Origin of the sequence: Flavobacterium limi, from assembly GCF_010645075.1 — a bacterium.
In the GTDB taxonomy this organism is placed as follows: domain Bacteria; phylum Bacteroidota; class Bacteroidia; order Flavobacteriales; family Flavobacteriaceae; genus Flavobacterium; species Flavobacterium limi.
In genome coordinates this window covers 35,158-57,403 of the sequence record NZ_JAADZV010000003.1, presented here as the reverse complement: position 1 = coordinate 57,403, position 22,246 = coordinate 35,158, and the positions used below count along the sequence as shown (strand labels likewise).

The 22,246-nt window shown below is 35.5% G+C and carries 22 protein-coding genes and 1 pseudogene; 10 read left to right on the top strand and 13 right to left on the bottom strand.

Annotated features, from left to right (window positions below; genetic code table 11):
• Positions 1–45 precede the first annotated feature (45 nt).
• From GXM16_RS07330 to GXM16_RS07320, 3 genes are all read left to right on the top strand, one after another.
• Positions 46–708 (top strand): TetR family transcriptional regulator C-terminal domain-containing protein, encoded by a 663-nt coding sequence (locus tag GXM16_RS07330; protein WP_163393753.1) that lies wholly within the window; start codon positions 46–48, stop codon positions 706–708.
• A complete protein-coding gene (locus tag GXM16_RS07325; protein ID WP_163393752.1) occupies positions 705–2,009 on the top strand; it encodes an ABC1 kinase family protein in 1,305 nt (434 codons plus the stop codon). The genes GXM16_RS07330 and GXM16_RS07325 overlap by 4 nt, the downstream gene beginning before the upstream one ends.
• Before the next feature lie 269 nt (positions 2,010–2,278).
• Positions 2,279–3,010, top strand: a complete 732-nt coding sequence (locus GXM16_RS07320; protein WP_163393751.1) for a DUF4304 domain-containing protein — start codon at positions 2,279–2,281, stop codon at positions 3,008–3,010.
• Between the two features lie 295 nt (positions 3,011–3,305).
• Here the strand turns inward: GXM16_RS07320 and GXM16_RS07315 are convergent, their stop codons facing one another.
• From GXM16_RS07315 to GXM16_RS07280, 8 genes and pseudogenes are all read right to left on the bottom strand, one after another.
• A complete protein-coding gene (locus GXM16_RS07315; protein WP_163393750.1) occupies positions 3,306–4,598 on the bottom strand; it encodes a cryptochrome/photolyase family protein in 1,293 nt (430 codons plus the stop codon).
• Entirely contained in the window at positions 4,595–5,065 is a 471-nt protein-coding gene (locus GXM16_RS07310; protein WP_163393749.1) for an SRPBCC family protein, read from the bottom strand. The genes GXM16_RS07315 and GXM16_RS07310 overlap by 4 nt, the downstream gene beginning before the upstream one ends.
• 158 nt (positions 5,066–5,223) lie before the next feature.
• Positions 5,224–5,664, bottom strand: coding sequence for a sterol desaturase family protein (locus GXM16_RS07305; RefSeq protein ID WP_163393748.1), 441 nt, complete (start codon positions 5,662–5,664; stop codon positions 5,224–5,226).
• Positions 5,665–5,677: 13 nt separating this feature from the next.
• On the bottom strand, positions 5,678–6,517 hold the full coding sequence (locus GXM16_RS07300; protein ID WP_163393747.1) for a phytoene/squalene synthase family protein: 840 nt from the start codon (positions 6,515–6,517) through the stop codon (positions 5,678–5,680).
• 3 nt (positions 6,518–6,520) lie between these two features.
• Positions 6,521–7,987: a phytoene desaturase family protein gene (locus GXM16_RS07295; protein WP_163393746.1), complete on the bottom strand. Its 1,467-nt coding sequence runs from the start codon at positions 7,985–7,987 to the stop codon at positions 6,521–6,523.
• A gap of 35 nt (positions 7,988–8,022) precedes the next feature.
• Positions 8,023–8,922 carry a MerR family transcriptional regulator gene (locus GXM16_RS07290; protein ID WP_163393745.1) on the bottom strand — a complete coding sequence of 300 codons (900 nt, stop codon included), beginning with the start codon at positions 8,920–8,922 and terminating at the stop codon, positions 8,023–8,025.
• 73 nt (positions 8,923–8,995) lie between these two features.
• A pseudogene (locus GXM16_RS07285) lies at positions 8,996–9,955 on the bottom strand (ion channel).
• A gap of 120 nt (positions 9,956–10,075) precedes the next feature.
• A complete protein-coding gene (locus GXM16_RS07280) occupies positions 10,076–10,576 on the bottom strand; it encodes a tetratricopeptide repeat protein (RefSeq protein WP_163393744.1) in 501 nt (166 codons plus the stop codon).
• 321 nt (positions 10,577–10,897) lie between these two features.
• On the opposite strand from GXM16_RS07280, the gene GXM16_RS07275 reads away from it, so the two are divergent.
• On the top strand, positions 10,898–11,281 hold the full coding sequence (locus GXM16_RS07275; protein ID WP_163393743.1) for a hypothetical protein: 384 nt from the start codon (positions 10,898–10,900) through the stop codon (positions 11,279–11,281).
• Positions 11,282–11,288: 7 nt separating this feature from the next.
• Here GXM16_RS07275 and GXM16_RS07270 read toward each other — a convergent pair whose 3' ends face one another.
• Positions 11,289–11,444, bottom strand: coding sequence for a hypothetical protein (locus GXM16_RS07270; RefSeq protein ID WP_163393742.1), 156 nt, complete (start codon positions 11,442–11,444; stop codon positions 11,289–11,291).
• A 9-nt stretch (positions 11,445–11,453) separates the two neighbouring features.
• Between GXM16_RS07270 and GXM16_RS07265 the strand changes: the two genes are divergently transcribed.
• The 6 genes from GXM16_RS07265 (at position 11,454) to GXM16_RS07240 (ending at position 19,381) form a co-directional block, all read left to right on the top strand.
• Positions 11,454–12,533: an efflux RND transporter periplasmic adaptor subunit gene (locus GXM16_RS07265; RefSeq protein WP_188726537.1), complete on the top strand. Its 1,080-nt coding sequence runs from the start codon at positions 11,454–11,456 to the stop codon at positions 12,531–12,533.
• A gap of 34 nt (positions 12,534–12,567) precedes the next feature.
• The gene (locus tag GXM16_RS07260; RefSeq protein WP_163393741.1) at positions 12,568–15,735 is read left to right on the top strand and encodes an efflux RND transporter permease subunit; all 3,168 of its coding nucleotides are present in this window, start codon (positions 12,568–12,570) and stop codon (positions 15,733–15,735) included.
• On the top strand, positions 15,728–17,167 hold the full coding sequence (locus GXM16_RS07255; protein ID WP_163393740.1) for a TolC family protein: 1,440 nt from the start codon (positions 15,728–15,730) through the stop codon (positions 17,165–17,167). The genes GXM16_RS07260 and GXM16_RS07255 overlap by 8 nt, the downstream gene beginning before the upstream one ends.
• 211 nt (positions 17,168–17,378) lie before the next feature.
• Positions 17,379–18,128 carry a phosphatase PAP2 family protein gene (locus tag GXM16_RS07250; RefSeq protein ID WP_163393739.1) on the top strand — a complete coding sequence of 250 codons (750 nt, stop codon included), beginning with the start codon at positions 17,379–17,381 and terminating at the stop codon, positions 18,126–18,128.
• Positions 18,129–18,518: 390 nt separating this feature from the next.
• Entirely contained in the window at positions 18,519–18,872 is a 354-nt protein-coding gene (locus tag GXM16_RS07245) for a nuclear transport factor 2 family protein (protein WP_163393738.1), read from the top strand.
• Between the two features lie 53 nt (positions 18,873–18,925).
• Entirely contained in the window at positions 18,926–19,381 is a 456-nt protein-coding gene (locus GXM16_RS07240) for a hypothetical protein (RefSeq protein ID WP_163393737.1), read from the top strand.
• A 79-nt stretch (positions 19,382–19,460) separates the two neighbouring features.
• Here the strand turns inward: GXM16_RS07240 and GXM16_RS07235 are convergent, their stop codons facing one another.
• The 4 genes from GXM16_RS07235 to GXM16_RS07220 form a co-directional block, all read right to left on the bottom strand.
• Complete coding sequence (locus tag GXM16_RS07235; RefSeq protein WP_163393736.1) at positions 19,461–19,676, bottom strand: hypothetical protein; 216 nt, start codon at positions 19,674–19,676, stop codon at positions 19,461–19,463.
• Between the two features lie 12 nt (positions 19,677–19,688).
• Positions 19,689–20,099, bottom strand: coding sequence for a single stranded DNA-binding domain-containing protein (locus GXM16_RS07230; protein WP_163393735.1), 411 nt, complete (start codon positions 20,097–20,099; stop codon positions 19,689–19,691).
• A 57-nt stretch (positions 20,100–20,156) separates the two neighbouring features.
• Positions 20,157–21,212, bottom strand: coding sequence for a type I restriction endonuclease (locus tag GXM16_RS07225; protein WP_163393734.1), 1,056 nt, complete (start codon positions 21,210–21,212; stop codon positions 20,157–20,159).
• 127 nt (positions 21,213–21,339) lie between these two features.
• Positions 21,340–22,242 carry a hypothetical protein gene (locus GXM16_RS07220; protein WP_163393733.1) on the bottom strand — a complete coding sequence of 301 codons (903 nt, stop codon included), beginning with the start codon at positions 22,240–22,242 and terminating at the stop codon, positions 21,340–21,342.
• Positions 22,243–22,246 lie beyond the last annotated feature (4 nt).

Genomic DNA, 22,246 nt, shown 5'->3' with positions numbered 1-22,246 from the left:
CTCAAACATTCCTTACCTTTAAGGCAAATTCTAAATTTTAAAAAAATGGCTGCTAAAAATAAGGTAATCAGTAAAGAAGATATTGTTTCAATATACATGAATGAAGTGCTGGAGAAAGGCGAAAAACCAAAATCGGTTTATCATTTTGCAAAAGATAAAGATTTTACCGAGGCTGAATTTTATACTTTTTTTGGAACGCTCGAAGGTTTGGAAAAAGAGATTTTCAGATTGTTTTTTGTCAATACAATTAATTTGCTGCATCAAAACACAGATTATTTAGAATACGATATGAAAAACAAAATGCTGAGTTTTTATTTTACCTTCTTCGAAATCCTGACAGCTAACAGAAGTTATGTACTGCAATCACTGAAAATAGACAGAAATCCATTGAAAAACTTAACGCAGCTTACTGCACTCAGAGATAGTTTTAAAGAATATGTTTCTGAAATTTTGACGGATGATTACAGGCTTGAAGTTGAAAAACTGCAGAAGTTTCAGGAGAAAGCGATTCAGGAAAGCGCCTGGCTGCAATTGATGCTGACGATAAAATTCTGGAAAGACGATGCATCAGCAGCTTTTGAAAAAACAGACATTTTTATCGAAAAATCGGTAAATGCATCTTTCGAATTAATGAATGTAGCGCCAATGAACCATTTGATAGATTTAGGAAAATTCCTTTTCAAAGAAAAAATATACAGCAAACAATGAAAACAATCGATTATATACCAACTTCAAAAATAGAACGAGCAGGAAAACTGGTCCAGACAGGAGCTAAAATTGGAGTAAACTACGTAAAACATTATGCTGAAAAAATAGTCAACCCAGATTTGACCCGCGATAAACTTAATGAAAACAATGCCGAAGATATTTACGACGGATTAAAAAGTCTCAAGGGGAGTGCTCTGAAGGTTGCCCAGATGCTGAGCATGAACAAAAACTTTTTGCCTCAGGCCTATGTTGAGAAATTTTCGTTATCACAATTTTCTGTTCCGCCGCTTTCTGCGCCGCTGGTTTTAAAGACATTCAAAAACAATTTTGGCAAAACGCCTAATGAAATCTTTGACGAATTTAATGCCAATTCGGTAAATGCAGCGAGTATCGGGCAAGTACATCTGGCTAAGAAAGATGGTAAAAAACTGGCAGTTAAAATTCAGTATCCGGGTGTTGCCAACAGTATTTCTTCAGACCTGGCACTTGTAAAACCAATCGCCATCCGCATGTTTAACCTGCAGGGAAAAGATTCTGATAAATATTTTAAAGAAGTTGAAGACAAACTCATCGAAGAAACCAACTATTTACTGGAATTAAGACAGAGCGAAGAAGTTGTAAAAGCCTGCAGTAAGATTGAAAACATTCTTTTTCCGAATTATTATCCTGAATTCTCATCAGAGAAAATCATTACGATGGACTGGATGACCGGAATTCACCTTTCGGAATTTACAGCAAAAGATTTTGATCGTGAAACCGGAGATAAAATTGGTCAGGCACTATGGGATTTCTACATGTATCAAATTCATGTTTTGCGAAAAGTACACGCCGATCCCCATCCCGGAAACTTCTTGGTTGACGATCAAAACCGACTGATTGCTTTGGATTTTGGCTGTATGAAACAAATCCCGAATGACTTTTATATCCCATATTTCGAACTCATCAACAAAAATGTCATTACCGATAAAAACCGTTTCAACGATAAATTATTCGAACTGGAAATTCTTCGCACAGACGATTCGCCTGCTGAAGTTGAATACTTTACAGCCATGTTTCATGATTTGTTATCATTGTTTACGAAACCATTTCAAAACGAAACATTCGATTTTTCAGATGAAAAATTCTTCAGTGCTATCGCAGAATTAGGAAAACGTTTTTCAGAAGATACCAACCTGAAAAAAATGAATGGCAACCGAGGCTCCAAGCACTTTATTTACATGAACCGAACGTTCTTCGGATTGTACAATTTAATGTTTGATCTGAAAGCTAAAATTGTTGTAGATAATTATTTGAAATATTAGGAGCTGGTTCCAGCTGTGCACTATATCTTTTGTGGCAAACCCTGCCACAAAAGGATGTCGTTTCCATCTGGGCTAGGGCAATGGTTTTCAAAAGAAGAAGATTGTTAGAAATCAATCAAGCAAAATACTTTCGGATGATTTGTAGGAAAAAATAAATATATTTGAAAATAATAATGCGATACAAACATTCGCCAATCTACCTAAATTTGGGTGTATATGCGAATGTTTATTTCGCATATATACAAGTTAGCGGTCAGGCTAAATAGATATTGCATAATAACAGAAAAATAAAATTGGGAATATTTGATATTTTTAAACGGCAAGACAAATCTAAAAGTGAAACTAAACAATCAGCGACACCGACAGATTTTAAAACTCAACTTGACATAGTTGAGAAGGACGTATTTATTAAACTCAAACCTCTTGGCTTCAAGAAAAACGGCAGGACATTTAACAGACGGCTTGACGATGGAATAATCCAAGTGATAAACTTTCAAAGTGGACAATATCCGATTGGACAAGGCTATGAAATACCAGGACTGCGAGAAAATCTATACGGAAAGTTTGTAGTTAACCTTGGAGTTTGTATTGAAAGTCTTTTCCAATTTCAATCACCGACAGAAAACAAAAAGTATTACAAAGAGTATGATTGTCAAATCAGGGATAGACTTGGAACATTACTAACTGGACAAGACTATTGGTGGACAATTACGGACGATAATAAGAGAATTAGTGAAGAAATTTTTAGCGGACTTGAAACAAAAGTTTTTGAATGGTTTGAGGGTTTAGAAACAAAAGAGAAAATAATCTCTAACAACGGACATCTTCCTTATCGTTCTTCACCAAGAGCAAAGTTGGACACAGCGTTAATTGTTTGGTTTGACGACAAAGAGAATGGAGCGAAACTATTTAAAGAATATTATGAGAACATTCAACCAGCCAAATCGCCACATAAAGACTATGTCAGAGATTTAGCAAAAGAATTAAAAATTGAATTATGACGACAAAAGCCCGAACCGCTAACAGCCGTTTGGCGAGATTGCGAGTTTTGTAGTAAATTCAGGTTTACATTTCGCAAGAAATTTTATCTTTAACCGAAAATAATCGGTTCCGAAGTTCACAACCTCGCCAAGCGCCAAAACGTTACCCAACTCTGGTGCTCGTTTGCAACGAGTCCCCACTTTTCTTAAGATTAAAGTTGTACGTTTGCAACGCGGTTCCTAAACGATAAGCGTTTTAAAGTATTTCCTATTACGTCAATCTATCTAAAAAGCCGCTTTGCAAAAGATTACCAGATTATTTAAGTATCCCCGCCTTATAAGTTGCAATCGCCCGATCTCTTGCAAACGCATGATCAATCATTGGTTCGTTGTATCCCAAATCAAATTCAGGAATCCATTTACGGATGTAGATTCCTTTCTCGTCAAATTTCTTTTGTTGGATCTCGGGATTAAAAACCCTGAAATACGGAGCGGCATCACAGCCGGTTCCTGCAGCCCATTGCCAGTTTCCTACGTTTGAGGCTAATTCGAAATCAAGTAATTTTTCAGCAAAATAGGCTTCGCCCCATTGCCAGTTAATCAATAAATGTTTGCATAAAAAACTTGCCACGACCATACGCACGCGATTGTGCATGTATCCGGTTTCATTGAGTTGTCTCATTCCGGCATCGACCATTGGATAGCCCGTTGTTCCGGAACACCAGCGTTTGAAATCATCTTCGTTATTGAGCCACTGAATGCCGTCATAAGCCGATTTGAAATTGTGATTGACGCAATTCGGAAAACTAAACAGAATCTGAATAAAGAATTCTCTCCAGATCAATTCGCTTAGAAAGGTCTGATTTTTTCGGTTTGCCCAATTCACTAATTTCCTAATACTAACTGTTCCAAAGCGTAAATGTGGCGACAGATACGAAGTGCTGTCTAAAGCCGGAAAATCGCGGGTTTCTTTGTAATAGGCAATTTGGGTCAGGTTATGAGGTTGTACTTTTATAGCACTTCTTTCAAAACCAATGGTAGACAAATCCGGAAAAGGAAACTTGTTTTTTGCAAAATTTGAAAAGTAAGATTTCGTATCATATTCAGTTGCTGAACCTGAAAGATGATATTTCTCCAGCCATTTGTTTTTGTAAGGTGTGTAGACCGTATAAGGAAGTCCGTCTGCTTTTGTAATTTCTTTTTCTTCAAAAATCACATGATCTTTATAAGTGAAGGACTCAATATTGTTTTCTTTTAATAATTGAGTAATTAACACATCACGCTTAATGGCAAAAGGTTCGTAATCTTTGTTGAAGAAAACCTTTTGAATATCAAATTCTTCGATGAGGGATTTCCAGACGTTTTTGGTATTTCCTTTTTTAATTAAAATGGAAGATTCTAAAGTATTCAATTCATTATTTACCTTCTCAAGTGATTCATAAATAAAACTGACTCTGGCATCATTTTTTGGAAGATTATCCAGAATTTCATCGTCAAAAATGAAAAGCGGAATTACAGGAAAATCAGATTGCAAAGCATGAAACAATCCTGTATTGTCTTCTAAGCGTAAATCACGTCGGAACCAGAAAAAGGAGACTTTTTGTTTCATTTTACTTTTGAATTGAACAATTCGTCTATTTTGGTACGACGAAAATCAAAGATGCCATTGACCTTTTTATTTACAACTAATTTATTCATAATTTGCCCAAGAAATCCAAAAGGGATGGCATAATGTACAATGTCTGTCATTTTAGTTCCGCCATTTTCTCCCGGTTCAAAAAAGTGTTTGTGATGCCATAAAGCGTAAGGGCCGAAACGCTGTTCGTCTATGAAATACTGGTTTTCCTGAGAAACGGTAATGACGGTTACCCAATTGATTTTAATTCCGAACAAAGGTTTCAACGTATAGGTTATGATTTGCCCGGGATACATGCGCTTTCCATCAAAATCCTGGATCTCGAAGCTCATATCATTCGGGGTGATGGTTTGAAGGTTTTTTGGACTCGAAAAAAAGTCCCAGCAATCTTCAATGGTAGCGTTAAGATGCTGAATTGTTTCTATTTTATAGATTTTCATAGACTTGCCTTAGAGAAAAAAGTTCTTATTTACGGATGCGTTAGGGGTTGCAGTGGAGCTCTTTTTGTGGCATGCTTAAATATCTTTGATTAACGTTCGCCTCTGCCACAAAAAAGCGGGAACGGAAAACCCGACCCTTGGGGAACGCCCAAATTCTGCTACATTTTATAGTATTTGAAAGGGACGAATAACATTCCGAAACACTCTCCGTGTTCTTTTCCTAAATGTTTATGGTGAATTTTATGTGCTTTTCGGAGACCAACAAGATATCTGTTTTTGGTGTTTTTAAACCATTTAAATCGCTGGTGAATCAATACATCGTGAATCAAAAAATAGCATATTCCGTAGGTGGTAATGCCACATGCTACGAAAAACAGATAATTGAAACCGCCCTTGACTCCAAAGTAAAAGAGAATAATACTTGGAATGGCGAAAATCACAAAGAAGATATCGTTGCGTTCAAAAGTATGTTCGTATTTTGGCTGGTGATGATCTGCGTGAAAATACCACATTAGCCCATGCATAATGTACTTGTGCGTAAGCCAGGTAACGCATTCCATGAACAGAAAAACACCTAAAAAGATTAAAAAAGAAATCATTTTACTTTATTTTTTAGACTAATTTTAATTTGTAAGTTACAAAAGACTGAGCCAAAAGACCTGCTTTAGTGTAATTTGAAACCCTGATTCTTGAATTTCCAATTTCCGAACAGGGCGTATTTTTGAGTTTTTTTAATAGTTTTTTGTAATATATAAAAGCAGTGTAAACGCCAAATTTAGCTTCAATGGGCAGTTTTACGATTCCCTGATAAGCAGCTTTGAAATCTTCTTCGATTTCGTTGATGATAGCGGTTTTTGCATTTTCATCGAACGAATTCAAATTGACACCCGGGAAGTAATTTCGGTTTAAAACCAGGTTATCATCTTTTAAATCCCGAAGGAAATTGACTTTTTGAAAAGCCGATCCTAATCGCATCGCTTCATTTTTCAGCTGCTCATACTTTTGATTGTTTCCTTTTACGAAAACTTTAAGACACATTAAGCCTACAACATCAGCTGAACCGTAAATGTAATCTTCGTATTCGGTCTGGGTATTATAATTTGATTTGATAAGATCCAGTTTCATGCTTTTTAGAAAGGCCTGAATTAAATCGTCGGTAATATTGTATTGTTTTACGGTATGCTGAAAAGAATTAAGAATAGGGTTAAGGCTAATTCCTAACTGCATTGCTTTGTAATATTCTTTTTCGAAATCGTCAATAAGATACTCTTTTTCATAATCATGAAAAGAATCTACAATTTCGTCAGCAAAACGCACAAAGCCATAAATGCTGTAAATGGCATCGCGAATGCTTGGTGCCAGCATGTGTACGGCGAGCGAAAAAGAAGTGCTGTAGTTTTTGGTAACCAGCTTACTGCATTTGAAAGAAACGGTGTCGAATAGTGATTTCATTTTTTAAGATCTAAGTGATTTTTGAATTAACTCAGCAACCAGTTTTCCTGAAATTAAAGCAGGCGGAACCCCTGGGCCAGGAACTGTTAATTGTCCTGTAAAATATAAGTTACGAACTTTTTTGCTTTTTAGTTTTGGCCTCAAAAAAGCGGTTTGTAATAAGGTATTTGCCATTCCGTAAGCATTTCCTTTGTAGGCATTGTAATCTGCTACAAAGTCGTTTTTACAGAATGATTTCTTAAATATAATGTTATTTTTTATTTTTTGTTGTGTAATCTGCTCAAAACGAGTAATAATCTTCTCAAAATATTTTTCCCTAAGTGCTTCACTGTCATTTATTCCGGGAGCTAACGGAATTAAAAAAAAGCCGGTTTCCATTCCGTCAGGAGCTGCTGTCGAATCTGTTTTTGATGGGAAATTAGCATAGAACAATGGCGCTTCAGGCCACTTTGGGTCGTCATAAATATCAGCGGCATGCTGATTGAAATCTACATCAAAGAATAATGCGTGGTGTGTAATGTTTTCTATTTTTTTATCGAAACCTACAAAAAACAGAAGGGACGAAGGCGCAAAAACACGTTTCTCCCAATAGTTTTCAGAGTAAACACGGTATTCTTTTTCTAATAAAGTTTCTGTATGCTGGTAATCGGCACCGCTTAAAACGATGTCAGATTTGATTGTTTTTCCGTCAATTATAATTGCGGTAGCGGTTTTATTTTCGACTATTATTTTTTCTATTGAAGAATTTGTTTTTATGGTAACTCCAAGTTCCAAGGCTAATTTTTCGATTCCGCGCACGACATCAAACATTCCGGTTTTGGGATGCCAGGTTCCCAAGCCAAAATCGGCATAATTCATAAAATTGTAAAACGAAGGAGTGTTTGAAGGTTTAGCCCCTAAAAAAAGAACCGGAAATTCCAAAATCTGAATTAATCTTTCGCTTTTGAATTCTTTTCGGATATCAGAACTGACGTTGCTAAGAAACTGATTGAGTTTTAAAATCGTTTTTGGTGTAATCAATTCCAAAGGAGAAATTCCGGGACGATATACCAGATCTTTTATAGCAATATCATAATTGCTTTTAGCCTGATTGATGAAAGTCTGAAGCTTTTGGCCACTTCCTTTTTCAACGTTTTCAAAAGTAGATTTGATAGCTTCAAGATTGTCGTAAATATTGATAAAATCATTAATCCCAAAATAAACACGATACGCCGGATTTAGTTTTAAAAGTTCATAATAATCAGATTGACTTTTGTCGAAATCATTGAAGAAACGTTCAAAAACATCGGGCATCCAGTACCAGCTTGGCCCCATATCAAACGTAAAACCATTGCTTTTAAATTGTCTTGCCCTTCCGCCAATTGAATCGTTTTTTTCGTAGATAGTTATGGCATGCCCCTGTTGTGCCAGATAGCATGAAGCTGCTAGAGCAGAAAACCCGGAGCCTATTATGGAGATAGTTTTTTTCATTTGTCTAACAAATGTACAAAAACTTTAAACAAAAATTATATTTTCTGAATTGTTTCTTCCATCGAATTAAAAACAAAGGTTCTTTCGGATAAGTTTTTTCTTTCAATATTCTCTGTCATTTTTCCAACCAGCCAGATTTCATTGCTCTTTAAGAGTAATTTCTGTTCCATTGTTTTTACATACTGGTTCACAACATTACGATCGGGTTGGACAGTCATAAAGGTAACAAAGGTAATCTTATTGAAATGTTTAGTAAGGTCCTCCAGATTTTCAATAGGCATGCTTTCACCCAAATAAATGGTTTTGTAACCTTGAAGTAAAATTTCATATTGAAGATACAGCAATCCGATCTGGTGAATCTCATTTAGCGGTAACGAGAGCACAAAAACTTTATCAGTTTTGGCAGGTTTCAGAATTTGAAGCCCTTCTGTATAAATTAATATTTTTTGTTTGATCAGATGGCTCATGAAATGTTCATTTGCCGGACTGATGGTTTGTGACTGCCATAAAAGTCCTAATTCTTTCAACAGTGGAAGAAAATGCTCCTTAAAAACCTGCTGAAATGATTTTTCAGAAATCAACCAGTCAAAAGTGTTGAAAAAAATTTCCTGATCAAAATTCATCATAGACATTTTGAAGGAATTGATGGCGTAGTTCTGTGAATTTTTCATGGAAATAATTTCACGAACCAGCTGTGGAATTTTTTCTTCAGGGAAAGTAGCTATTTTCGATATTTTGTAACCGTATTCATGAAGTAATGTTATGTTTAGCAGCTTTTGCAGACTGGTTAAATTATAAAGCCGGATATTGGTATCAGTTCGCATAGGTTCAAGAATATTATATCTTTTTTCCCATATGCGAATAGTATGTGCTTTTATTCCGGATAAGTTTTCCAGATCTTTTATACTGAAAACGGTCTTTATGTTGTCTATCATTTTTTGTTATTGGATAAACAAAAATAGAATAAAATCCGAGATAACATTTAAAACCTGATTAAAATGATAGATTTTAGAAATTTACCCGCTCAATATTGTTTAATAAATCTAAATGCAAAATTGTGCTGAAACCGTCTTTGCTTCGGTTGTACATGGTTTTGAATTTGGCTCCATATACAATTTCATTAAACGTATAAGAAGTCCTGGCAGCAACGGTATTGCTGAAGATATCGTCGAAAGTGCTAATGAATACTAAAATTTCACCATGAATTTTGTTAAAATCCTCTTCACTGAAATTATACAAAGGACTGTTTTCTGTAATAGGATGAACCAATGTCCAGCTTAACGAAAGAGCATTAATCCTGTCCAGTTCTTAATCCAGATTGTAAAATTTATTGGTCATTATTCCATTTTCTTCTACCGTCATCCCAAGGGTTACTTTAGCTGTTGCATCTGTAAAATTGGTGTTTTTAAAAGGAACTAAACGAATCATTAAACCTTTGCCATTCTTGTAAGGGGCAATTAAAGCATTGTGTGAAAATTTTAAAAAAGCAGTTGGTTTGCTGAATCTTCCAAAGAACAAACCCGTCGCAATAGCAAAACTTAAAAGTCCGATTAAGGCTTCGGCAGCAGAAAGGGCACTGGTTAAAAATCCTTTTGGGCTGATATGTCCGTAGCCAACAGTTGTAAAAGTCTGGGCACTAAAAAAATAAGCCTGACCAAATTGCGTCCATATGCTTTGGGATTGTTCAATTCCGTCCAGATGTTCAATTCCGATTGCATAATAAAGAATCGCGAAAACAAAATTAATGGTAATATAAAAGAGCAGCAGAATGAGCATGAATTTCCAGTAGGGCATATCAATCATGGTATGGTACCAGCTGATTCTGCGTAATAAGTGCATGCCTCTTTTTTCGATATTCGGGGTTCCGTTTTTGTTTACGAATCTTCCGCCGTAGCTGTTTGCATTGGTGCCGAAACCTGAGTTTTGATCTGTTTGGGCATTATTGTTTATTTTTCTTAAAAGAGCCATTCGTTTTTTATTTTGGATCAAATGTAAGGATTAGGTTGATAAGACCCTTTTTTATATAAAAAAAGCAATCTGTAAAAGTAAATTCTACAGATTGCCTGATATGATTGGTTATTGATGTTTTTATTTACAGAAAGTAGCTCTGTTTTTAATAGCGCTCTGGCTGCCTAATTCTATGGCTTTAGAGAAATCTTTACAGCAATTCTTTTTGTCGCCCGATTTGTTATAAGCTAATGCTCTAAGATTATAAGCTACATAATCTTTTGGATTCAACATAATAGAATAAGAACAATCTTTTATGACATCTGCATAGTTTAACAATTTATAATTAACATTAGCCCTGCCGGTAAAAGCTCCTGCATTCATGTTGTCTAATTCGATAGTTTTGTTAAAATCTGCTAAAGCTCCTGGTAAATCGTTCAGCTTGAATTTAGCAACACCTCTGTTTTGATAGGCTTCTACAAATTTTGAATTCATACTGATAGCCTTAGTGTAGTCAGCAATGGCTCCTTTTGTGTTTCCTGCTTCGGCTTTTTTCATCGCTTTATCGAAATAAGCAGTTGCAGATTGTGACCATACTGAACCGGCCGCCATAAAAAATAAAGTAAGTAAAATGTTTTTCATAAAAACTAATTTGGGGTTAATTGATATTGTTAAACGAATATAGAATATTTCTTTTGTAAGAGAACTTGTTTTGGTTCAAAAATAGGATAAAAAGAAGAAATAAATTTATACTTTGAGTTATTTAAATGATAATCAGCCGTTAAAAAATGACAACTAATTTATTTTCAAATAAAAAGTCTTCTATTTTTTACAAATTAAATCTCAAAATCCGACTGTTAAATTTTTAATGAACCAAAGAAAACGTTTTCGTTTGTTTTTAGTTGTTAAACCTTATTAAAATTTATTTTTTTGTTTCAATTCTTTGCTTACTTTCGCAACCAAATGAGAAGAATAATTGTATTTCTGGTATTCATGAATTTCCTTCTGCTGGGCGGAGGGCAATATATCAGTGCCGGTACACACCAAAATTCTCCTGCTCATAACTATGAGCATAAACATCGTGTAAAGTACATCACACACGAGCAGGGAACTTCTATAATTGAAGAAGCTGACGTTGATCTGGATGAGGAATTCCAAGGTGGTGATGCTCTTAAAAGTGATTTAAGCGGTAAAGCTTTTGCTGCAAATTATAGTCTGCTTGATAATTGGTATCTGACATTCTCAGATCAGATTACGGTTAATTATCACAGTCATTTCAAATTCTTCGTGCCATTCTGTGGCTATTCAAATCCTATTTACATTACGCAGCGCGTTTTAAGAATCTGATAAATATCTATACATCGGTTGCCTGAGTTATGTGCATATTCATATCTCGTGATGTATATTTTATTTCTTCACATGGGACAGTTCTGTTCTGACTATGGTTACTGATGCTTTTTACCTCTAAAGGAATCTTTGCATTCCAAGCATTCAATCGCTTAATTTCCATACTTAAATCATGAAAAGAATTGTTCTCACAGGCTTAATTGCCCTGGTGTGCCTAACCAGTTGTACATCTAAAAAAGAAGAAAAAGAGGAAGCGGAAAAATTTACAGTAACAAATCCTGTAAAAATTGACACTTCGTTTACCAAAGAGTATGTTTCACAGATTCGCTCTGTACGAAACATCGAAATCCGTGCCCAGGAAAAAGGGTTTTTGCAAAATATTTATGTGGATGAAGGTCAGTTCGTAAAAGCCGGTCAGCTATTGTTCAGAATTATGCCGAATATGTATCAGGCAGAATTACTGAAAGCTCAGGCAGAACAAAAATCTGCAGAAATAGAAGTTTTAAATGCGAAAACCCTGGCAGATAAAAATATCGTTTCTAAAAACGAATTAAGTGTTGCCCAGGCAAAACTCCAATCAGCAAAAGCAGAGGTCGCACTGGCAAAACTTCATTTATCATTTACCGAAATCAGAGCGCCTTTTGACGGAACGATTGACCGTATCCCGTTAAAATTAGGAAGTCTTATTGATGAAGGCGAATTGATGACAAGCCTTTCAGACAACAGCCAGATGTTTGCTTATTTTAATGTTTCTGAGCCGGAATACCTGCAATATCAGACTAATGTAAAAGATCGTGCCGGGAATAATGTAAACTTACTTCTGGCTAATGGCGAATCTTTTAAATACAAAGGAAAAGTAGAACTTATTGAAAGTGAATTTGATAATGAAACCGGAAATATTGCGTTCAGGGCAAGATTTGCCAATAATGGAAAACTGCTTAGAAATGGAGAAACCGGAAAAGTTCAGATGCTGGTTCCGTTGAAGAATGCTATTGTGATTCCGCAAAAAGCAACTTATGAAATCCAGGATAAAAAATACGTATTCGTAGTTGGCAAAAACAACAAAGTGAGTTCAAAAGAAATTACGATTACTGGCGAAATCCCGGATTTGTATGTCATCAACAGCGGACTTACCGAAAATGATAAAATTTTACTGGAAGGTGTTCAGAAAGTAAAAGAAGATGACAAAATCAATTACGGTTATATCGCTCCGCAAAAGGTAATCAACAACTTACGACTAAAAGCAGAATAGGTTTAACTGATTCAATCATTAAAAAAACAAACAGATGTTTAATAAATTTATACAAAGACCTGTATTATCTATCGTTATATCGTTGATAATTGTCTTTTTAGGGGTTTTGTCGGTACTCAATTTACCTATTACTCAATTCCCTTCGATTTCTCCTCCGATGGTTAATATCACTGCAGATTATCCGGGATCGAATGGAGAGCTGATGATTAAATCGGTTATTATTCCGCTGGAAAGAGCCCTGAATGGGGTTCCGGGAATGAAATATATGACCTCAGATGCCGGAAATGATGGTGAAGCGAGTATTCAGGTAGTATTTAATTTAGGTACAGACCCAAATCAGGCTGCCGTTAATGTCCAGAACCGTGTGGCTTCGGTTACTAATAAATTACCGCCTCTGGTAGTTAGAGAAGGGGTGAAGATTACCCGTGAAGTACCGAGTATGTTGATGTATGTGAATCTTTACAGCAACGATAAAAATACCGACATGAAGTTCCTTTATAATTATGCAGATATCAATATACTCTCAGAATTAAAAAGGGTAAATGGTGTTGGATCCGGAGATATTTTAGGAACACGTGAATATGCGATGCGTATTTGGCTAAAACCGGACCGAATGCTGGCTTATAAAATTTCTGCCGAAGAGGTAATGGAGGCATTATCGAGCCAGAGTCTGGAAGCTTCGCCAGGTAAAACCGGAGAAAGTTCCGGTAAGCGTTCTCAGGCATTCGAATATGTATTAAAATATTCAGGACGTTTTACAACCAAAGAACAGTACGGTAATGTTGTTGTAAGATCTAATCCTAATGGAGAGCTTTTACGTTTAAAAGATATTGCTACGATTGAATTTGGAAGTTCGATGTATGATATTTATTCGAATTTAAATGGAAAACCATCTGCAGCAATCGTATTAAAACAGTCTTTTGGAAGTAACGCCAATCAGGTTATTGAAGACGTAAAAGCCAAACTGGAAAAACTTAAAACCAAATTCCCAAAAGGAATGGATTACGAAATCTCGTATGACGTTTCGAAATTCCTTGATGCTTCTATCGAAAAAGTAATTCATACTTTGGTTGAGGCCTTTATTCTGGTAGGTTTGGTAGTATTTCTTTTCTTAGGAGACTGGCGTTCTACGGTTATTCCCGCAATTGCCGTTCCGGTTTCACTGGTGGGAACATTCGTGTTCATGACTTTCTTCGATATTTCACTGAACTTAATTACATTATTTGCTTTAGTATTGGCAATTGGGGTCGTCGTCGATGATGCGATTGTGGTTATTGAAGCCGTCCATGCCAAGATGGAAGAAGAACATCTGTCGCCATTTAAAGCAACTAAGAAAGCGATGCACGAAATTGCGGGGGCGATTATTGCAATCACTTTCTTAATGGCGGCGGTATTTATTCCGGTTGCTTTTATGTCAGGACCTGTGGGAGTTTTCTACAGACAGTTCTCGATTACAATGGCAACGGCAATTATACTTTCAGGTATTGTGGCTTTGACTTTGACACCGGCTCTTTGTGCGATGATGCTGAAAAACAATCATGGTAAACCGAAGAAGAAAACTCCGGTAAACAGGTTTATCGATGGTTTCAACAACAAGTTTAATCTGGCTCAGGGCAAATACCAAAATGTACTGGCAAAAATTGTAAACAGAAGAGTGGTAACCATTGTTGCACTTCTTGGATTTTGTGCCGGAACATGGTTGATCAGCAGTACTGTTCCTTCAGGATTTATTCCGAATGAGGATCAGGGAATGTTTTATGCGATTATCCAGACACCTCCGGGTTCATCATTAGAAAGAACAAATAATATTGCCGAGCAATTGCAAAAAGTGGCCGAAGGTATAGAAGGTGTAAAATCAGTTTCATCATTGGCTGGTTATGAAATCCTGACTGAGGGTACCGGAGCCAATGCCGGAACCTGTCTGATTAACCTTAAAGACTGGAATGACAGAAAACAATCCGTTCAGGAGATTATGATTGAACTCGAAGAAAAGTCGAAAGACATTCCGGGAGCCAATATCGAATTTTTCCAGCCACCGGCAGTTCCGGGATATGGAGCTGCAGGAGGATTTGAGCTACGTTTGCTCGATAAAACAGGTACAAGTGATTTCAAAAAACTGGAAGAGGTAAATAAAGAGTTTGTTGAAGAACTGAACAAACGTCCTGAATTAACAAACGTGTTCAGTTTCTTTAGTGCGAGTTTCCCCCAGTACATGATGAAAGTCGATAATGATCTGGCGCAGCAAAAAGGAGTTTCTATCGAAAATGCGATGAATACTTTATCAACGCTTGTAGGTAGTAACTATGAAATCAGTTTCATCAAATACGGAATCAACTATAAAGTAATCGTTCAGGCAGCACCGGAATATCGTGCTCAGCCGGATGATATCCTGAAATTATATGTAAAAAATGACCATGACGAAATGGTGCCATTTTCGGCCTTTATGAAACTGGAAAAAGTGTATGGTCTTTCAGAAATTACGAGACACAATATGTACACTTCTACAGAAATCAGTGGTGGTCCTGCAATGGGATACAGTTCCGGAACTGCGATTAAAGTGATTCAGGAAGTGGCTGCCAAAAAACTGCCAAGAGGATATGATATTGACTGGGCGGGTATTTCTGCCGATGAGGTGGCACAGGGAAATCAGGCAATTTGGGTATTCCTGATCTGTTTAGGATTTGTGTATCTGGTTTTAGCAGCGCAATATGAGAGTTTTATTCTGCCATTATCGGTAATTCTTTCTTTACCGGCAGGTATTTTTGGAGCTTTCCTTCTGTTGAAATTAACCGGATTAGAAAACAACATTTATGCACAGGTTGCCATGGTAATGCTTATTGGTTTATTGGGTAAAAATGCCGTATTGATTGTAGAGTTTGCGATTCAGCGGCACGCAGCCGGAAAATCAGTTCTGGAAGCTGCTATGGAAGGTTCAAAAGCCCGTTTTCGTCCTATTTTGATGACTTCGTTTGCTTTTATCGCCGGATTATTACCATTGGCTTTTGCAACTGGTCCTGGTAAAATTGGCAACAGAACTATTGGTACTGCCGCTGCTGGAGGGATGCTTATCGGAACCATTTGCGGGGTATTTGTGATTCCGGGATTGTATTACATTTTTGGTAAAATTGCCGAGAAATACAAACTGGTAAAACATGAAGAAGAGAATCCATTAACTGAAGAAATTGATAACAATCATGTATAAATTCAAAGCATATCAATATAGTATTGCATTAGGCCTTTGTCTTGCTGTATTGGGCTGTAAAGCCCCGGTAGCCGAGACTGCAACGGCAAGTGCGCCTGTTCCGGAATCTTTTGGAACAACAAAAAACCTGGATACAGTTAATACAGGTTCCATGAAGTGGAGAACATTTTTTAAGGATCAGAATCTGATTGACTTAATTGATGTGGCCTTAAAAAATAATCAGGAGCTGAACATTACGCTGCAGGAAATCGAAATTGCAAAAAACGATATCCGTGTTAAAAAAGGACTTTTACTGCCGTCTGTGGGTGTACGTGCCGGTGCAGGAGTAGAAAAAGTAGGCCGCTACACGAGTCAGGGTGCAGGTGATGCTACTACAGAAATAAAACCGGGAGTAGAAACTCCGGATCCGCTTGGTGATTTTACCATTGCTGCTTACGCCAACTGGGAAGTAGATATCTGGAAAAAACTGCGCAATTCTAAAAAAGCGGCAGTAAACCGTTATCTGGCAACCGTAGAAGGTAAAAACTTTGTGATTACCAATCTGATTGCTGAGGTAGCCGATTCGTATTACGAATTATTAGCTTTAGACAGTCAGCTGGAGATTGTAAAACAAACCATCGAATTGCAGACGAATGCTTTAGAAATTGTAAAAATTCAGAAGCAGGCTGCCAGAGCTACAGAATTAGGTGTGCAGAAGTTTCAGGCTGAGGTTTTGACTTCAAAAAGTTTAGAGTTTGATATTCTTCAGAAAATTAAAGAAAACGAGAATAAAATCAATTTCTTATTAGGAAGATATCCGCAGGAAGTCAAGAGGACCAACAGTAACTTTTTGACTTTATTGCCTGCTGAAGTCAATTCCGGAATTCCGTCTCAGTTATTGATGAACCGCCCGGATGTGAAACAAGCCGAATTAGAATTGGTTGCAGCCAAATTAGATGTAAAAGTAGCCCGTGCCGAATTCTATCCTTCGCTTGATATTTCGGCAGCTTTTGGCGTGCAGGCTTTTAAACCGTCTTATCTGTTTACGTTTCCGGAATCTATTTTGTACTCAGTGGCAGGAGATTTAGCAGCACCGCTGATTAACAGAAATGCTATCAAAGCCGAGTTTTCAAGTGCCAATGCGAGACAGCTTCAGGCATTGTACAACTACGACCGTACGATTTTGAATGCGTATCTGGAAGTTTCGAATCAACTTTCTAAAATTGATAATTTACAGAAAAGCTACGATTTAAAATCACAGCAGGTGGACGCCTTAAATAAATCGATTGAGGTTTCGAATGACTTGTTTAAATCGGCGCGAGTGGATTATTTCGAAGTTTTGATGACACAGCGTGATGCCTTAGAATCAAAGTTAGAATTGATCGACACCAAAAAAGAACAGCTCAACGCAGCAGTTTATGTATATAAAGACTTAGGCGGCGGCTGGAAATAATATCATTTTTTTATTAATAGTTGTAGGATTGAACCTCCCGGAAAGTAAAATTTTCGGGAGGTTTTTGATAAAGTTATGTTTAAGGTTTGTGTGTCAATTGAAATAAAAAGATTGTTATATTAGCTGTAAAAAATATTGATTTAGTAAAGCTACAAAGTGTATGAGAATTTATTGATATGTCATACGTAAAAGTTAAATTAATTCAAAACCTATGAAAAAAACAATTCTGGTCATTTTATTTAATTTTATTATTTTAAGTATATATGGACAATATAAAACTCCGGATAGTTTATCTATAAATAAAAATATAAAATTTAAATATCAGGCATTAGTAATTCCCACAACTTTAATTGCATATGGTGTTATTGGGTTGGAAAGTCATACGCTAAAAGACATCAATACTGATACTAAAGAAGAAATAAATGAACATATTGACAATAAATTTACAATTGACGACTTTTCTCAATATAGTGCTTTTTTATCTGTCTATGCCTTAAATACTGTTGGAATTAAAGGGAAAAATAACTTCAAAGACAGAACAATTGTTTTAGCTTCTGCATACTTAATTATGGGAACAACAGTTAATCTAATAAAAATGACTGGTAACGAGTTAAGACCTGATGGAACCTCGAATAACTCATTTCCTTCTGGTCATACCGCAACAGCTTTTATGGGGGCTGAATTTCTTTATCAAGAATATAAAGATGTATCGATCTGGTATGGAATTTCAGGTTATTTGGTAGCTGCCGGAACTGGATTTTTTAGAATGTATAATGACAGACATTGGTTCAGTGATGTTGCTGCTGGAGCAGGTATTGGAATTTTAAGTACCAAAATGGCATATTGGTTTCATCCTCTGATAAAAAGAACAATATTTAAAAACAAGGAAAGCCTAAACGGGATTATCATGCCTGTTTATAATGGGAAACAATATGGATTAGGAATGTCAATGTCGTTTTAGATTCTAAAAAAAATAACATGGTGGTTGTCTCTAATGAGTACTCAATCTGATGCTCGTTTACAATGAGTTCCCTACATGAATCGAATGTGTAGAGGTAGTAGCGTTTGCAACTCTTATAATTAAGATAAATACAACAGAGAATTCGTTATATACATTATAATTCAGTTGAAGCTCAAATTGTTTTTCAGGAACGTAATTATGTCACTAGTAGTTATAGAAATTATGAAGAAGACAATTCCGCTTTTTGTAATTGTTGTAGTAGAGCCATTGCGCTAGGAAACCGCGTTGCAAACGCTAAGACTTGGGTAATTAAGAAAGTAGGTACTCGTTGCAAACGAGCACCAGATTAAAATAACAATACAAAGTGAAACATAAAAAATAACCTTAGTTATGGACAACCAAATTCAAAATTTAATCAAAAAAGCATACTTCGCTTTTAATGCCAGAGATATTGATACGGCACTTTCAACTTTCCATCCGGATGTAGAATGGCCAAAAGCTTTTGAAGGCGGATATATACAAGGACACGAAGAAATTCGGAAATACTGGACAAGGCAATGGACGGAAATAAATCCAAATGTTGAGCCTGTTGAAATAATTGAGAGAGCAGACGAAACAGTTGAGGTTGCCATTCATCAGATTGTACTTGATTTGCACGGAAATGAAATGTTTAATGGTGTTGTAAAACATATTTTTGTTGTTCAGGATGCTCTGTTGCGAAGAATGGATATTGAGCTGAATTAAATCATTATTTCCGCGAATATTGATTCATAGACAAATGATTGAAAGGTCAAAAAATGAAATATTTAACTATTCCGTACATAGCTTTAGGATTCGTTTTATCATTAACAATCGGTGTTGAATACCATTGTGAAGGTCCCGAAATGTTCCCGGATTATTATGGCAGTCCATTTGTGTTTAAGCAAAAGTCATTAGGAAGTTCTATGGAATATTTTTACAGTATTTCAGGAGTTTTACTAAATGTTGTGGTTTGGAGTTTAGCGCTTTTTATTATTCACGCAGGTGTAAAAAACCTTATCAGAAAAATTAGCAGACCAAAATGGATTCGTTTCTCATACAATATACTAATTGGTTTTCTGATCGTCTTTACTACTTTGAATATCTGGATAGACTCCGTAATGATTGGAGGCGGATTTAATGAGGGAAGAAATTATTGGTATTGGGACATAGATAAAGAAGCACAGGACTGGGGAATGTCCTGTCAAGGTAAAGTAATACTTTTTAGAAAATAGAATTATTAATTAGATTTGGCTGGCCGGTTGAAAAAAGATTTAAGAAGTGCAAAAGCATAGATATAAAAACATTCCCAATTTAATCTTCCCAACCACAAAGTGTAAGACCATAAGCTTGTGCCTGTTTAATGGTAACTTTTGTAATTTCATGTCTGCAGGCAGTTAATCCACGGCAGTTTTCCTTATAATGATATTTTTTTGCACCGGTTGGACCACATATATACACATTGTTCTCTAAAGGCTGAAAAGAAGAGAGCGAAACAAACAGCAGGAGTAATAATAAACTATATTTCATTCGAGACGTTATTTATTTTACAATTAAGTGATATTCATTTCTTTTTTTATCAACGGCTTTTAGTTTTCCGTAAGCAATCCATTCGGTATTAATTTCAATGTCTCCGAGGCTGTCGTTGATTAAAATTCCGGCTCCGTATTTTCCTTCGACATTTATATTACCAAAAACCGAATCACCTTTTGCATTGATTCCTTTTACATCGTAATTATATTCATAATGTTGAGAATATCCTGTCCTGTATTTATATTGATAAGTTTTATCAACATGATACGTTTTCGCTTCTTCGGGTGTAATCGTTTTGCGGTCGTCAGCGGTAATTACTTTTTTGTAAAAAGAATTAATCTGTGGTGGAGGCGGAGCATCAGCTTTTTTACAGGAAAGTGTTGCAAGTACAATGAATAATAGTAAGTAGTTTTTTAGCATAAGCAATACATTTTAGAAGATCAAACTTAAATTATTATTTAATGTGAAATAAATAATTTATTCGGTTTCATAAAGTGCTGCTGTTTCTAATAATTCTTTTTCAAATTCGTAAATATCGTCAATGCATGAGATTGATAATTTGGTTTCGCTTTTATTTTGATTGAATAAACTGATGTACTTTTTCCCTCCATTTAAATGCAATCTGCATAAAGGTTTACGATTGTTGTCATCCAGGAGGATTCCAAAATAAGATTGTGTATCACGATGGACAATTCTGTTTATCGGAAGTTTTCGTCTTAAGATTGCAACAACAATTCTGAAACCGTCAAGTTCTTCTTCAGTTGTAATAATTTTATTTTCTTCTTCAATAGTTACAATTTCTTCGTCCTGTTGTTTGATTGTTTCCTTTGTAAGTGCTGCATTAAGGCGGTCATTAATTTTTTCGCTGATCAATTGATTCAGTGATTTCTGAACTAAGTCTTTAAATTCATCGACTACTTTTTCAGTCAGTCTTCCTGTATATACTTTATTGGCAAAAAACCGGGTAAAATCATTCGAAGGATTTTCAAGTTCAGCATTGATCTGTTTCTTAATTTCTTTAATGTATTTTAAAGAACTCGCATTGCTGACAATATTATCTACATTGAAATTGGACTTGTGGAATTTTGTAATTTCATTAATCGTATTTTCTTTAAGATTCGTGATGTCAAATTCTAAAAACGGCTTTTCATCCATTTTATTCTGAGCATCCAGGTCAGTGAAAAATTGATAATTGATTCCGTTTGTTAAAAGCGCAAATCGGGTTTTGGTAACATGAAAATAACGGAACAATTGCGAATTATGTACCGTTAATTTTTCTTTCCAGCTTTTGCATTCGACAATAATAATGGGTTCTCCATTCTGAAAAATAGCATAATCTACCTTTTCTCCTTTTTTCAAACCTAAATCTGCCGTGAATTCAGGTACAACTTCAAGTGGATTAAAAGCATCATATCCGAGAACATGAATAAAAGGCAATACAAAAGCATGTTTGGTAGATTCTTCGGTTTCGATTTTACTTTTAAGCTGATTGATTTTATCGGCTAATGATTTTAGTTGAATGTTGATTTCCATTGGTTGTCGGTTTAAAATTAATTATTCAAATGTAGAGTCAATTAAAATCAGTATTTTATGGAAATCCGTAAAAGCTGATTTTTGTTTAGATATAAAATGAGATTGTAAAATTTTAAGGATAAACGTTTTATGATTTCTTTTCCAATATGAAATCTTTGATGATTTTTTCTGTGTTTGAAGGCAAATCAGCATTTTTAATTTCAAAATATTTGATCTTCATATTAGTAAACCATTTTGTCCAATAGGCTTTTATTACCTTTTCCTCATATGGATTGTTTCGATTTGGATTAATTCCTAAAACCAAAACTTCCAAGTTAGATAAATCATTTCCGGCTTTAATGAATCCAAAATCCTGCTCTTTAAATTTTTTCTGCCAGTCTTTGGTGTTCAAGCCATTTTTTCTAATCCATTCAGGAGTGATATATGATGTTCGGTTTCCTTCTTTCATTATCGTATTATCATAAAACATATAGCCGTCTGTGAGTATGACAAGAATGTTTCGCGAATCTTTTTCAATACATTGATCTTTTACTTTAGTATCAAAAAAATTCCAGATATCAGAACCGATAAAATTGTTGTCTTTTATCGCAGACTCATAGATTTTTGAGGTTTGTGAAGCATAATTTGAATTGATAGAATTCAGTAAATCCTTTGAAGCATTGTTTTTATCAATAGCAATTTTTAACTTTTGTGAAATTGAATTGATATCCGGATCTTTAGGTTCGGGATTAAAAAATAATTGCATTTTATCGTCAATCTGTCTTATTCTTTTTGATTTTAAATGCTGGGTAAAAGCTTCCGAAACCGATTTTATATAACCTAAATCTCTTTGGTAATATTCCATCGTTGGGTTAGGATTTTTTTGAATACTAATTCTGTCTGATAAATCAAGTAGTATACTAACATTATAATTTTCGGACGCAGAGCTTTTAGAAGTGATTTTTTCCTTGCCTTTATCAGTTTCTTGTTTGCACGAAAGCGAGATAATGAGCAATAATAATATTGCAAATGTTTTTAAGATATTGTTCATAGGA